Raw genomic sequence first — 13,887 nt, forward strand, 5'->3', positions numbered from 1 at the left:
GTCACGAGTGACAGATCAGTGATTGGTGAATTTGTCAAGCAGCTTTTTGGTCTGCGCTCTGAGAGCGCTGTCTGAATACTGCTTCCTGCTTTCAGTAAGCCACCCGTAAGGAGATTTGTCCGCGGGTTTAAATTCTTTAAAATCGAGATGAGTTACCAGCGAGTTTATCAGATTTACAAGATGGTAATTCTGTTCTGTGATTTTTGACAATAGGGATCGTATCCTTTTTACCTCGTCACTGTCTCGGTCGTCAAGTCCGCAGTAGTACTTGATAGCAAGCTCTGCCGCGGAAGAGATAGTCATGTCCGTCTGATCGGCAAGCTCGTCAAGCAACTGACTTGCTTCCGCACTGATCCTTATCGTCCTTTTAATATATATCTTTTTACTCATATAACTGCTCCTTTCAGTCAAATTTTAATTTCCAGTTAATTTACACAAACTGGTAAGTTTGTAGTGAAAAGCTTCAGCTGAGGCAGCGTCCGTTGAAAGAGCATAAAGAGAATGCCGCAGCTTTTTTTAGAAGCTCGGTAAAACCGAGCTTTTCATTCCGAAAAAATGCCGCAGATCGCCGTTTTGTATGGCACTTTGCCATACAAAAACAGGTGTAAAACAGCATTTTGCCATACCGTTGCCATACAAAAAAGCTGTTTTGCCATACTAATGCCATACAAAAAAGGCTGTTTGCCGTATAATTGCCATACAAAAAATTGACCCTAAATTTTACTTTTCTGGAAGCTCACTATAGAAAACGCTTCTCAGATCATCAAGGTCGTTCAGTATTTTCAGAAACATCGTCATGACGTTTTCAATAAGTTTTTCTGTGCTTTCCGATTGTGATTTAAGCTCCTGCTGGCATAGGGAAGCCACTATCGGAGGCAGGGCTTTTATAAGGAATCTGTCTTTACAGGCTATATAATTTGCAAGGATTTCATTCACCAACACGTTTCGTGACGGGTAATTTTCCTTTTCCGCGAGCTCGTCAATGGCCTCCAGAAGCTCAGGCTCTACTCTGATTCTTAGTTCTGCCATATTATTTTCTTACCATATCGGTTCAATTTTGTTTGCGCATATCTTAAATGTACCGTCAAACCAGGTCCTAAGTTCTCCTTTTACGGATACGCCCAAGCCTCTTGTAAGGTTATTCAGAACATTATTTACATTCTGTCTATCGCAGACATAAACGTCAAAAATGTCAAAACGTTGTTCCTTTCCGACCTCTGCGGGGCGCATGATCTTGACCTTAAAGGTAATAGCATAGTTGTTGTTTTCGACTGGTTCGATGTTGGAATAAACAATTCCTCGTACAGTGATCCTGTTGTCTTTGCTGTTAAAGGGCATAAAATCTTCTCCTTTTCTGATAATTTTGTCTTGTAAAAATAAAAAAAACGAACCGAAAAATCAGTTCGCAGCGAATGATTTTTGATTCGTTTTGTTTCTTATCTGCCCCTGCTGGGAGGCTTATTCAGTGACGGGGAGTTAAATCTGCCGGCAGATTTTTCCCATGTTTTAATTGTTTCTTTTTCAATAAAGCTTATGAGCGGTCTTAAATTTTCCTCCGTATCGTAAATTTCAAGAGCGTTATAGTAGTCCTTTTTATCCTCGTCATATATAATAAGGGGAGGATGATCGTTTATCATCAGGTAGTAATTCATAAGGGTTCTGCCTACACGACCGTTTCCGTCTGCAAAGGGATGAATGTATTCAAAGCCTGCGTGAAGGTAAGCGGAAACGGTAAGTGCATTGAAATTTGCTTCACCGGCAACTCCGTTTACTTCTTCTATTAAAGCTTCAAGATCCTCTTCAACATATTCAGGAGGAGAGCCCACCTCGTTTATTCCTGTAACATAATCGTGCTTTTTGAATTCCCCGGGCCTTTCATGATTGACCCCGAAACGCCGTTCATCAAAGGTGCCGTAGGTAAGCGTATAGTGTATCTGCTTTATTAGGCCAATAGAAATAGGCTCCTTTTTAACTATTTTTTCAGCGAGAAAATCATAGCATTTCTTTTGATTTTCTATTTCAAACAGCGTTCTGGTGTCACCGGTATAGTTAATAACCTTGCCGTTTTCAAAAATTTCTCTTGTGTCGTGATAGGTTATCTTATCGTTTTCTATTCTGTTTGAATTATATGCAAACAGAATTCGGAAGCTGTCAAGCTTCATATCCATGTCTGAAACAGAGGATATTTTGTTATGCTGCCAGAAGGCAAGAACGTCGGCGTATGTCAAATAAACACCTCCAATTAATTGCTTATTTTATATAATACCATAGAAAAAAAGCGTTGTCAACGATATTAAAAGCTGTTAAAATACTCGCTTTCCTTTCCGAAGGTATTAAGTATTTTAAGTCTGTCTGTGCTGAGTCCGAACAGCTTTGGCGCGTAATAGAGGAAAAATCCTTGCTCTGAGCTGAAAGGCTTTACACGAAAGCTTATGTATTCAGGACAGGGCTTTTCATATGTTTCACCGTTCTTTCCTATGACCGTACAGATCAGTTTTTTTGATTTGTCGATGACTATTATGACATTGTCATACTTTTCTTCGTCAATTGCCGATGCAAGTATACTGTCATACGGAATAGTATAAAGCGTTGCTTTGCCGTTCTGATAATAGCAAAACTCGGCTTTGCTTTCTCCGGCGGAAATCTCAAGAAAGTGATGCTGCTCGGAATTTCTTTTCAGCACAAATATGCCTGCAAGCAGCGCAAAAGCAGATATAACGCTTAATATATTGGAAAAGCTTGAAGCTGCAATAGTCAGCACAATAAAAAGTACACAGAATATAAGAAGCTTTTTCTGCTTGATATGAGCTGCAGTAACTCTGTTTTTGTAGTTTTCGATCAGCAGACTGCGCTGATCGGAGCGAGGGTACTGAAATATTAATTCGTTTTCATCCATAATTTTATTCCTTTCATTCTGATACTGTCACCATACAGGAGGCTGACAAACCTCCGTCGGATGTTTTTGCTGTTATGATCGCTTTGCCGGAAGAATGTCCGGTAATTTTTCCTGTGTTGTCTACAGACGCGATATCCGGTCTGTTGCTGCTCCAGGATACGGTTTTATCATCGGCATTTGAGGGGGAAATAACTGCGGTAATAACCGCAGACTGATTGATTTTTAATATTACGCTGTTGGCTTCAAAGCCGGTTTCAAGCCGTATACCGTTTACCTGAACAGGCTGTTTTCCAACTGTCGTACTGGGGAGTGTGGTTTTATTTGCAGTCGTTGTTTTCTGTGCTGTTGTTTCGGGCTTAATGCTTTGGGTTTCTGGAGGAATGTATTCCTGCGTTTGCTTTGGGGGAGACGTCTGCTGTATGCTGTTGTCGGATGATAAATCTGCTGTTACAGAACCAGAAAAGACTTCCGAAGATACGCTTTTATTTGTGCTTTTTTCTGTTTTTGTTTTAGAACTGGTATTTTTGTCAGTTGAGGAAGCTTCCGTAAGAGACGATTGCTGTGTCGTTTTGCTGTCCTCTGTTAAAACAGTATTCAGTGTTGATGTCTCTGAAGCTGCCGGCATTGTAGTCATTACAGCTTTGGTCGTGGTCATTGTAGCGGCTTCGTCGGAGGTCATAAATAAAATGTCTTTAATATCTATAGTAATACGTTCGATTTTTTCTTCTCCTTTTTCTACAGAACCGGGAATAACATCGCCGAATTCGTCGTATCTGTCCTCAATAATTTTGTCCGGCTCCCGAAAAACAATTTTAATTATTACCTTTTTGAAAGTATCGTCGGCATTATTACAAATAACATTTTTAGAAATCTTACCGTCTCCGACCGAAAATGGAAGCTCATTTTGCGCGGTGTCCAGCCATACTGAGAGGACTTCCGGTTCATCTCCCTGAGAGCTTCCGCTGCTTATCTCCTTGACCGAGTAGGTAAAGCGCAGCTGATGCGTGTCTGTAAGATAGATTGCATTGGATATTTTAATATAATATCCGCCGATTGATCTTACAGTATTATAATCCTCTGAAAGAGTCGCTGTGTTTGCGCCGTACCAAGAACGCGAGGTTATCAGTAGTGTAAACAAAGAAAGCACTATAATAAGGAAAACAGTATAAATTAGGCTGTATTTTTTATTTGATAGCTCCATTGCTGCATATCCTCCTTACGCTGTTTGGGCAAGGCCTTCGGCAAGCTTTATAACTTCGCAGCGGACAATTTTTGTATATTCATCAGACGCGTTTTTATCAATTTTCAGATAATGCAGCGCTTCGTCGGTAAAAACATTTACGAAATGATCAAAATTGCTGCGGATCAGTTCTGCATATTCTGCTTCCGAATATTCGTTATACAGGCTGTTATACAGACTGTGTATAATTTTTTCGCGGTCAAGGGAATTTCCCATGTACATAAGATCGGCCAGCTCAACGTTGCGTATGCAATGTATTTTTTCTCTGTCCTCGCCCATTGCCATGAGCATTTCGCCGTTTTGAAATTTCTTTACGCTTAAAAGCTCCGCATTAGTAAACTGTGGGAACATTTCATGAAGCTTTGAAATGTTTTTTTCCGATATGGACTGTTTCATAACTATCTTATACTGGACCAGATCAAATATAGTTCCGACAACAACCGAGCCTTCATCTTCTCCGGGAGGACAGTAATCCATTGCGGAATGGGAGGCAAACCATAGTCCGGCAAAGTATTTTCGGCTTCGGCGTGTAAGCTTTTCAATATATCGTGTAACGTTTATATTCTTATGGTTTATGAAGCGGTGAGCTTCGTCAATTACTGAAACTACATGACGGCGGTCGAAAGGATGCGTTATGCTGTTGTTGTATGAAACGTTCATGCAGGTTGCCGACCACATTATTGAGAGAATGTTGAACAGCTGAGCATTGTATACACGTTCTTCCATTTCTGAAAGCGTTTTTACGTCAAATACAATAAGATTTTTGTCGCTGATATTTACATTTGTATATCCGTTGAAAAGGCTTGAATACATACCTTCAGCCAGAGACTTTATCATTGTTTCAAGGCTTTCAAGGCACAGGATCTGATTTGTATTAAGCTCGTTGCGGTATATTCCCGGACGTTCATACAGCTTTGAACGCAGAAGCGCTAGCAGATCCGACATAATAGGAAACTGTTCAGGCGTCATTGCGGTAATATCTGTTTCCTCGGTAATTCCAAAGCTTGTATAAAGCTCTGACAGCAGATCCTTCAGTTTATCTTCTTCTTTTTCAGTCATGGAAGGAGCATACTGATAGAAAAAGGCTGTTATTCTTGAAAGCTCGGAGGCGTAATTTGTCGCTGCTGCCGAATCCTCATCCTCTTCAGCAGTTTTATCTATGCTTTTCATAAGCTGAAGCACGTTAATTATAGAGCTTTTATTCATTTTTATAACCTGCCCTCCGAGAACTGAAGCGCAGATACCGTATTCGCTTTCAACGTCCAACACAAACGCACGGTCTCCCAAAGCTACGGCAAGCTCTATCATTTTTTTGAGCGTAATGGTTTTTCCTGATCCTTTTCGTCCGGTTATGAGGAGATCGTAAGATTCGCGGTTGTACGTTTTGAAAAAAGTATCTATATAGGCAAGTCCTCCGGTCGTGGTGTAGCCCCAAAATACGCCCTGCGGGTCGAATATAGATTGATAATAAAAAGGAAATTGCCTTGAAAACGTATCAAAGAGCGGAAACGGATTCTTTGAAATGTTGCTTTCCGGACTTAGCATATATGTATATTCTGTCTGCATTTCATTGCTTGGAATAAAGTATTCCAAGCCTATTTCGTCAAATGCCTTTTGAATATCCTCCAGCTTTTCGTTCAGTCCGTTAAGAGAATCAGCTGAAACCAGAAATCTTAGGGTAACAAATCTCATCTGCTCGTTGCCGTTGACGATTTTGTCTCTGATCGCGGCAAGCTTATGGTACTCTGTTCCGGCGTCCATTAGATCACCGCTTGACTGGGTTATATGGCTTCGGGATTCAAGCTCGTCCAGTGACTGATTTATATCCTTTACTATTATATTTTTATCTTTTGTTCCGACATCAAAGGTGATAGTGTCAGTAAAGCCTGATACAAGATTTGCAAGCTGCAGATCCTTAAGGTAAGCCGGATATCCTGAGATAACTACCGAGGTAACGTATTTACCGTTAATTTTCATGTAGCTCTGCTTGTCATGAAGCGTTTCAGGAAAGATATGCCTTGCGTCTATCGGTCTGTCATGCTCGTCAAAGCACATATATTTTTCAAGAAATTCGATAGTTTCATTAGGCTCGCAGACCCTTACCACAACGTCCGTCATCAAGTCTATATATCGCTTTCTTTCTTTTTCAAGCTTTGCCGGCTCTCCGAAAATTATCAGATAAGCAAGCTTATCGCGATGATTCTTTTCAAATGCTTCTATTCTGCCGATCTCACGTTTTATGAGCAGTCTGCAGTATTCGTTTGCAGTTTTATGCAGCTTATACATAAGAAAATCTTTTTGTGATCTAAGCAGGGGAGAGCAATCGCTGAATACATATTTATGAGGTGAGGACAAAGCCATAGTTGCTGATGCAAAGCTGTCATAAGCATTCTCGGCGTCATCCTGGAGAAAATGAAATATGTCTGTTCCGGAAATTCGCAGAAGAGTAAAGGTTATTTGTTTTCCGTTTATTTTCAGTGAAATAAACCCGTCGGATGTGTTTTCTTCAAAGCTTATGAGATTGGAAAGCAGCTCGCCGTATTTCAGCCGCTTAATCTTTTTTTCTTTTACTTTTGCTTTCATTCTTTTTAGCTCTCCTTTCCTTGTATGCTGCAGCATATTCATGATTATCCCCGTATATTTTTTTAGGGAATATAAGATATTTCAGCCATGAAAGCATTCCACCGAAGAAAGATTTTGTTTTGTTGTCCGGAGCCTTTGCTGACAGTAAAAGAAAGACGGCGGAGCAGAAGATGATAAATAAAAAAGCAAAAGACGGCGCACAGACATTAGAAACAACTGACGAAAGTATAATAGTTATTATCAGACCGGCAATTCTCTGCATTGTAAATGATTTGTGTATCTTTGTATCCGCTTTTGCTTGTTTTGGTACAAGTCCCATTAGTTATTTTCCTCCTTTGAAAGCTCGTCTGCATATGTTGTGCTATTGATTTCGCTGCTTATTTGTATATCCGTAAAGGCTTGAGACTCTGCGGTACCGCTTGGTTCAGGCGCCGGTACGTTGTCAAAAGCGTGTCCGTTTGCAGATGCGGGGTCAGACGCTTCCTTATGCATATTCTCAGACGTCTGGGCAGTATTGGAATTCTGCTCTCTAACGCTGCTTCCGGTATCGCCTTTTTCGCCTTTATCGCCCTGTTTCCCATGCTTCTCTGTAATGACGGCGGATTGTTCCGTTGGATTTTCCGCACTGTTCTTACTACCCCAGCCGGTACTTTCTTTAAAACCGTCTGAAAATTTTCCAGCCAAGTCTTTAGCAGCGGCAACAGTTTTATCTTTCGCTGCATTTGCACCGCTAACTGCGGCATTTGTTGCAGATCGGACTGATTGAACTGGATGTCTTGCTGTGTGGAAACCGGTAACAATACCTGCGCCTAGATTTACAGCGCCTTTGGCAGCATAACCGGCAGCTTTTCCCGCGGCCTCAGACGGATTAATATTTGCTTTCGGGAACATCGGATCATTTTCGTTGCTTTTGCCGGCTGTATAATTAGCGTTATTGCTGTACTGACTGTTAGCTCCGCGTCTGAACGCCTGACCGGTTCCTGAGTTGCCGACCAGAGCCTTTGCTTTGTTTGCAATACCTTCCTGTGCCATTGAGTTTTTAAATCCCACAGCCTTTGCTCCAGCTTTTTCGGCGGTTTTGTTGACAGTGCCGATAACTCTTGAAGGAGCGCTTGCTGCGTTCTTAGCTATATCCATGCCTGATTTAAGCGACATCAGAGTTGCCGCTCCGCTTTTCACGCCCGAATCCAGACCGGTCATTTTTACGATAAAATCCGGACCGTCAATCACAAAGGACATACCTGTAAAGATAAGAGCCCATTCAGCGACAAAATTGTCGATATTATCGTGAAGCCACGATATGCTGCTGATAAAGATCCTCAGCAGAACAAGGATTACAAGCAGAATAATGAAGGTGTTAATTAACTGAAGCAATGCTTTTTTGCCTTTTCCGCTGCCATTTGCGTCTGAGGCTATGAAAAGCGGTACTGCTATACGCATAAATACTATCTCATAAAGCATACGGCAAAGTTTGAATAAAGCAAAAACCAGACATGCGCCGGATATAAGAAGTGAGAAAACGGTAAACAGAAAATTGAAATCATAACCGTAAACTCTTTCCTCGGAATAGCCCTCAAGTATATTAATTGTAACTTGCTGATACCAAGATAACTCGTCATAGTCATCCTGAGTTCGTAACGGCGTAATATTCGCCCGGAAAGTCTGATCTGTTCCGGTTTCCACCATGTGCTTGTTATGCTGTATATTTAATTTTTTTATCGTATCTTCAAGAATGGTAAGAGCGTTATTTATGGTTCTGGCATTTTGTACGCTTGCGCTCATAGCGGCGTCCTGAACATATGAATTTTCCGATATTTTATCTAAAAGATATTGTTCGTATGTACCGCTTGAGCTTTCATTCATAGGACAATGATATGATCCGTCTTTTGAATCATTGTGATTACGGACGCAATATGTTGCGGTATGTTCATATGGATGTTCTGCTCCTCCGGTAGCTTCCAGCCATGTTGTTGTAATGTGACCATTGACGTCTTCCTCAAGGTAGTTAAGCCACCATTGGTAATCGTCGTTCAATCCGAGCAAAGCCATTTTGTTTGCATTGGTAAGGTCGCTGTATATCTGCTGATTCGTAGTGACCTCGCTGGACTCAAATTTGAAATCGCACATATCCTGGCTCATAGCGCCGTTAATATTTATATTGTATATACTTGTGCTGCTGTAAGCGTCGGAATTTGAAAAATAATGGATTTTTCCGTCTGTAAGGCAGTCCGGCAGGTATACTATATTATCCGCAAGAAGATCCTCGCCAAGACCATGGACTATCTCGGTTTCCTGTCCGGCAGTTATCATGTCTGCAGTTGATTTTGAAATATTTTGAAAGTTCAAAAGCACGCTGATCAGAGAAGGAAAGGCTACCAGAAAGCACACTGATATAAGGATATTGCGGAAAAAATCCTGAATTTTGATCTTATCTCCGTTTATGATCAGTATAATTCCTGCAGCTACTAAAGATAGTGAAAAAACAACCCAGGCAATGTCCAATACGACGCTTTGCGGAAGATAATCCTTGACCATATCATAAAGATTGATCGACAGTACTTCATCAATTGCCGAGTCTATGTAATCTATTATTTTTGCGAGAAACGTAAGTACTGTCCACAGACATGAACGTATAGTATTTTTTATGCCGGATCTGACTTCAATATATTTGTACACTTCCGGATCCATATTTTCCGGTTCAACGGCAAAACATATGAAAGGGGTAAGCAAAACCGACACTAGCAGAACAACAAATATGGCATATATACTTTTTCTTTTTTTGCTTGTAAACATAGCGCACTCTCCTGTTTAATTATTGTTCAGAAGACTGCGTATCCGTGCAGTCCTCTGAACAATACCCGGTTGTCCGGGTATTAAATTTTTTACGATATAGCTGATGAAATTGCCTGAACCAGAGAAGGGGCAAGGCATATAACAGCAATTCCGATGACGATTGCAAGAGCCCACGGCTTATTTTTAGCCAGTGACTGCGTTCCTCCGGTTATAAACCCTATGCCCAAAAAAATTGCGGTCAACACTGCAATAGCAAGACCGACACGTGTGACAGCCGTGTTCATTTTATTGATAGAGTCGACAACCTTATCGAATATTCCTTCATCCGCTAAAATAGCGGGACCAATAGCTTTTTTCATAATAATACCTCCAAAATACTTCCGATTAAGTTCTTGACGCATTTCTCATCGCGCCAGTGTTCATGCTTATCTGTCTCTGCTGTTTCTCTTCGTTGAATTTGCAGAGATAGTCGTTGTAGTCCTTTCCCATTCCGGGAGGAACCGTATAGATGTTGACCTTATAACCCTCCTTTTCATATTTTTCTTTGTATGACTCTGCGTGCGTGCGTCCGGCTTCGTCATTGTCAAGGCAAAAAGAAATCGTCTTTACCTTCGGATTGACAGTTAAATAACGGGCCAGAGCCCCGTCAGATGTCCCTCCGAGCGCAAGACGAGTATGCTTTTGCCATGAGATCTGCCAATTGTCGCGCTTGAGTCCGTGAGCTTTCTCCATTGTAAGTGTTGCATGTGACAGCACATCTATAGGAGCTTCAAACACAAAAACGTGTTCTTTGCAGAAACCCTCCATCAGAAATCCATATTTTTTGTTGCTTCCGCTGCAGTCCCTTTTAAAGGGCTGTGCTCCTGTAGGAGTATATGTTCCTCTTCGTGACGCGTATTTTGGCGTTCCGTTTTCGTCTCTTCCGATAAAAACGCAGTTGTTTCTCATATCCTGATATAAATATCCGTAGTGAATACAGTATTTGATTATAGATATGTCAATGCAGCGTTCTTTTGAAAGATAGTTTTCTACAGCTTCGGACGAAACAGCTCTGGGAGGAAGCTGCAGCGTCTTTGGCTTTTCCGTTTTCTTGTGTTCAGGCATTGATATGTATTTGTTCCCTGAAGGAGTGATAAGCTCGGCAACGGCGTCCTGAAAGCTGAGGCTTTCAACCTTCATAAGGTACGAAACCGCGTTGTTTCCGCTTAATCCCTGCGAATACCACGCCCACCCTTTGCCGTCTGAGAAAACCACAAGGCTGTCATGCTCCTTGCAGTGCCATTCGCTTCCGGCACGAACAAAGGAATATCCCGTTCTCGAGGATATAACATCAGTTGTTGACATATTTCGCGCTTCTTCCAGGTCTGAGTCCGAAAAGCGAGTTCCCCCTATAAACTTACCCATCAGATCACCTCCAGCTGTGAAATGATCTCACGCTGTTCATTGGAAGGCAGCAATTCTATCGGCTTAGGCTGAGCTTCGACCAGATGCTCTCCGATTGTTACATAAGGATAGGCGATCTCATCATAGTAGAAGTGTCTGGGATCCTTTTTCAGTATCATGATTGCTTTGCCGTTTATATACGCTATAACGGTGTTTTCCTCAGGCGGTCCCGCAGTCCGTTCGTCTTTATACATAATATTTCCCTCCTTTTCATATAAAAAACCTGTCATCGTGACAGGGCTGATTTTCGATCAATGTTCTGGACGTATTGTACTTCTGGTTTCATTTCAGGGTTGAGCTGATATGCAATAAGCAGCGGCGTCAATTGATTGTACAAATAATCCATATTTGTACATCTGTCAATAAAAGGACCACAGGAGCTGATTATCGTTTTGTTGTCCGAAGTACATAGTCTAATGTCCTCAAATTTATGTTCCGTAAAAAAGGAAGCCGCGTTTTTCGGATCGTTTACCAGAAAAACCGGCTGTCCCCGGACATATGCTATTAAATATGGCTGCTCGGAAATATTCATTTTCTGCCTCCTGTCTTATTTTGTTTCTTTACAGATATTGCTGTCCGGTTCAAAGCTTCTGCAAGCGGCGCTGTGTCCAGTCCATGCTCCAAATATCCTTGAGTTATACCGTCAAGGTAGTTCTTTTGAGGCAGAGAAGGCCATTCGTAATCATTCCCCATAATGTACACAACGGCTGTTTTTCTTTCCCCGCGGAAGTTTATATCGACCTCTTCTTTGCGGTAAAAGCTTGGAAAGCCTTCATATCTGTCAAGATTTCTCCAGTCTTCGGAATCTATATGCCAGATCACACATGGAGTTACTGCATCCGAGCAAGGCTGTATATAAGCGTAATTACAAAATCTCAGTTGATGATCGACGATTTCTCCAGTACCTATTTCTATTGAATTAGGACATCGCTGAGACATTTGCTTTGAATTCATATTACTTCCATAGGCAGCATAGTATTTGACCCCTTTTTCTCTTTCCTCCGCTGCTGCAATATCGGAAAACACTGCGTCGGCGTAATCTTCAAAATCCCAGAAGGCCGCTGTCTGAAAGTCTTCTGACAGGAATAATGTTAATTCCTTTATTTCTTCCCGTGTAAAAGCAAGCCCGTACCGCTCACAGCACTGACCGACTACGAACGCCTGAAACAGCAAGTCGTTCGGAAGATTAGTTATTTCATCGTATAAACAATAATCGCTAAAGGTCAGCTGCATGGATTCTTCATACTCAAGCGCTCTGTCAAATGCGTTTTCCAGAAAAATAAGATCAAAGCCAAACTGAGCGTATCCTTTTGAAATCCGGTTATAGTATTCTTCCGCAGGAACACATTGTTTTTTACTGTCATTCATAATATAAGCCATAGCTTCAATGATTTTTCCATCAGATTTAACTTTAACGGTTTCTTTATGATATTTGTGAGGGCAGCCCTCATAAACATCCAGCTTTTTCTCGTCTTCCTCAGTAAGCTCCCAGAGAAGAACAGGGGAGCTCATGCCCGGCTTGCTATGCAGTGTTGCAACTTTATTAAAGGCAAGCTGCATATCCTGCACGCTGCCGGTTCCGAAGATTTTTGCATTCGGACAGCGTCGTTTCATTTGTTCAGTATTTATGTTGCTTCCGTAAGCGGCGTAAAAAACACTCATATCCTTCATCACTCTCCTTTACTGTGTCACGCGTGACAGACTTATCTTGATCGCCTCGATGACGAAATTGCTGATATGGCTGTGTCCTGATGTGCTTCAGCGCCGACTGTTACTGCAGATTTTGATTCAAGAATTGCAAGTATCTGATTCCTTTCAGCTAAAGTAATATTTTCATCTGCATTTATTGATTCAAGGAAATTGTCAAGCTGTTCGCGTAACGAAAATATCGGCTGTCCGTTAGCTTCTGTTTCTGTGTGCTCGGGAAGCTGTTCAACTGAAAAGTTCTCTGGATCCGGAGATTCCAGTCTTGCTCTCTCTACTCTGGAAGCCAGAATCTGAGCCATTTGCCTATGACGTTCAAGAGCAGCCTCTCGATCCTTATAGTCAGCGGTTCCTTCCAGGTTTGCAAGCATATGCAGTCTGCAGCTTTTAAACTCTTCGCCTATAAGCTGCATTCGCAGCATCCATGTACGAAAAGTATATTTATCATTTGCTCTGTCCATAGGCTGATAGCGTGACGAACGTTGATTAATGGCCTGAGCTGAAACGGCAAGACAGAACTGAATATATGCTTTTACTTTGCCGGCGTGCTTGCAGCTGTTGAAGCAGCGAAATTCAATGGTATGATTACTTCCGAAAAAGCTATGTAAATTCAGCATATGGTATCGTGAAGAATCATAGTGCGTCAGGTATGCGTTTGAACGTCCTCTGTACCAAATATCCTTGATTTTTTCAATTGAAGGATTGCGTTCGGCATTTAACTGACTTAAAAAATCTTTGTCTGTTCTTCGGCAGTATTCGTCTTCGCGCGACGGATGAATTTTCAGGGCTTTGATAAGGACATCCTCTTTTGACGCAATAATATTTACAAGATTTTTTATGCTCCTTGCATTGTGGTTGGTACCGTCAATATGAATATGAATTCCGCAGCTTGCATTGACTCTTGAGCCGTTTTCAAAAATGCGGCGCAGCAGCTGCTGAATGGTTTCTATATCTTCATATCGGCATACAGGCGTCACCAGCTCGCACTTATATTCCGAATCTTCGTAATCTCCGTCGGAGTTATATGCGTCTATTGAACCGTCATATACGATTTTCCAACAGCGGTTTTGATTATCCATTATTTTATATGTGTCATATGTACCGCCTGCATAGTAATACCTGCTGTTAAAAAATCCGGCCAGAATTTCTGCCGCTTCTTCGCGGCATATTCCAGTAAACTCATATTCCATCCCAAATTTTTGTTCTCTTAAGTCCATGTGAACTTTTC

Annotated in this window: 13 protein-coding genes; all 13 read right to left on the reverse strand. The window is 41.5% G+C overall.

The window, feature by feature from the left end:
- Positions 1–15: 15 nt before the first annotated feature.
- Complete coding sequence (locus EIH25_RS01730; RefSeq protein WP_124098200.1) at positions 16–390, reverse strand: hypothetical protein; 375 nt, start codon at positions 388–390, stop codon at positions 16–18.
- Between the two features lie 330 nt (positions 391–720).
- Positions 721–1,029, reverse strand: a complete 309-nt coding sequence (locus EIH25_RS01735; RefSeq protein ID WP_124098201.1) for a ribbon-helix-helix protein, CopG family — start codon at positions 1,027–1,029, stop codon at positions 721–723.
- 9 nt (positions 1,030–1,038) lie between these two features.
- Positions 1,039–1,338, reverse strand: coding sequence for a single-stranded DNA-binding protein (locus tag EIH25_RS01740; RefSeq protein ID WP_124098202.1), 300 nt, complete (start codon positions 1,336–1,338; stop codon positions 1,039–1,041).
- 98 nt (positions 1,339–1,436) lie between these two features.
- Positions 1,437–2,228, reverse strand: coding sequence for a Fic family protein (locus EIH25_RS01745; RefSeq protein WP_347561929.1), 792 nt, complete (start codon positions 2,226–2,228; stop codon positions 1,437–1,439).
- A gap of 65 nt (positions 2,229–2,293) precedes the next feature.
- Positions 2,294–2,896, reverse strand: a complete 603-nt coding sequence (locus tag EIH25_RS01750; RefSeq protein ID WP_124098203.1) for a hypothetical protein — start codon at positions 2,894–2,896, stop codon at positions 2,294–2,296.
- A gap of 13 nt (positions 2,897–2,909) precedes the next feature.
- Entirely contained in the window at positions 2,910–4,097 is a 1,188-nt protein-coding gene (locus EIH25_RS01755) for an Ig-like domain-containing protein (RefSeq protein WP_124098204.1), read from the reverse strand.
- A 15-nt stretch (positions 4,098–4,112) separates the two neighbouring features.
- Positions 4,113–6,719 carry a type IV secretion system DNA-binding domain-containing protein gene (locus EIH25_RS01760; protein ID WP_164489124.1) on the reverse strand — a complete coding sequence of 869 codons (2,607 nt, stop codon included), beginning with the start codon at positions 6,717–6,719 and terminating at the stop codon, positions 4,113–4,115.
- A gap of 318 nt (positions 6,720–7,037) precedes the next feature.
- Positions 7,038–9,512 (reverse strand): hypothetical protein, encoded by a 2,475-nt coding sequence (locus EIH25_RS01765; RefSeq protein ID WP_124098206.1) that lies wholly within the window; start codon positions 9,510–9,512, stop codon positions 7,038–7,040.
- A gap of 89 nt (positions 9,513–9,601) precedes the next feature.
- Positions 9,602–9,913: a TrbC/VirB2 family protein gene (locus EIH25_RS01770; RefSeq protein ID WP_124098207.1), complete on the reverse strand. Its 312-nt coding sequence runs from the start codon at positions 9,911–9,913 to the stop codon at positions 9,602–9,604.
- Positions 9,897–10,856: a DUF3991 and toprim domain-containing protein gene (locus tag EIH25_RS01775; protein ID WP_164489126.1), complete on the reverse strand. Its 960-nt coding sequence runs from the start codon at positions 10,854–10,856 to the stop codon at positions 9,897–9,899. The genes EIH25_RS01770 and EIH25_RS01775 overlap by 17 nt, the downstream gene beginning before the upstream one ends.
- A gap of 59 nt (positions 10,857–10,915) precedes the next feature.
- A complete protein-coding gene (locus EIH25_RS01780; protein WP_124098209.1) occupies positions 10,916–11,149 on the reverse strand; it encodes a hypothetical protein in 234 nt (77 codons plus the stop codon).
- 334 nt (positions 11,150–11,483) lie between these two features.
- Complete coding sequence (locus EIH25_RS01785) at positions 11,484–12,617, reverse strand: gamma-glutamylcyclotransferase family protein (RefSeq protein WP_164489127.1); 1,134 nt, start codon at positions 12,615–12,617, stop codon at positions 11,484–11,486.
- A gap of 41 nt (positions 12,618–12,658) precedes the next feature.
- A complete protein-coding gene (locus tag EIH25_RS01790) occupies positions 12,659–13,876 on the reverse strand; it encodes an amidoligase family protein (RefSeq protein WP_124098211.1) in 1,218 nt (405 codons plus the stop codon).
- Positions 13,877–13,887 lie beyond the last annotated feature (11 nt).

The organism is Ruminococcus sp. Marseille-P6503 (assembly GCF_900604945.1).
In the GTDB taxonomy this organism is placed as follows: Bacteria; Bacillota; Clostridia; order Oscillospirales; family Ruminococcaceae; genus FB2012.

Excerpts from the sequence above, each read along its gene's own strand:
- EIH25_RS01775 (WP_164489126.1), bottom strand. The coding sequence starts at position 10,856 with ATGTCAACAACTGATGTTATATCCTCGAGAACGGGATATTCCTTTGTT.
- EIH25_RS01735 (WP_124098201.1), bottom strand. The coding sequence starts at position 1,029 with ATGGCAGAACTAAGAATCAGAGTAGAGCCTGAGCTTCTGGAGGCCATT.
- EIH25_RS01785 (WP_164489127.1), bottom strand. The coding sequence starts at position 12,617 with ATGAGTGTTTTTTACGCCGCTTACGGAAGCAACATAAATACTGAACAA.
- EIH25_RS01730 (WP_124098200.1), bottom strand. The coding sequence starts at position 390 with ATGAGTAAAAAGATATATATTAAAAGGACGATAAGGATCAGTGCGGAA.
- EIH25_RS01780 (WP_124098209.1), bottom strand. The coding sequence starts at position 11,149 with ATGTATAAAGACGAACGGACTGCGGGACCGCCTGAGGAAAACACCGTT.
- EIH25_RS01740 (WP_124098202.1), bottom strand. The coding sequence starts at position 1,338 with ATGCCCTTTAACAGCAAAGACAACAGGATCACTGTACGAGGAATTGTT.
- EIH25_RS01790 (WP_124098211.1), bottom strand. The coding sequence starts at position 13,876 with ATGGACTTAAGAGAACAAAAATTTGGGATGGAATATGAGTTTACTGGA.
- EIH25_RS01760 (WP_164489124.1), bottom strand. The coding sequence starts at position 6,719 with ATGAAAGCAAAAGTAAAAGAAAAAAAGATTAAGCGGCTGAAATACGGC.
- EIH25_RS01770 (WP_124098207.1), bottom strand. The coding sequence starts at position 9,913 with ATGCGTCAAGAACTTAATCGGAAGTATTTTGGAGGTATTATTATGAAA.
- EIH25_RS01755 (WP_124098204.1), bottom strand. The coding sequence starts at position 4,097 with ATGGAGCTATCAAATAAAAAATACAGCCTAATTTATACTGTTTTCCTT.
- EIH25_RS01765 (WP_124098206.1), bottom strand. The coding sequence starts at position 9,512 with ATGTTTACAAGCAAAAAAAGAAAAAGTATATATGCCATATTTGTTGTT.
- EIH25_RS01750 (WP_124098203.1), bottom strand. The coding sequence starts at position 2,896 with ATGGATGAAAACGAATTAATATTTCAGTACCCTCGCTCCGATCAGCGC.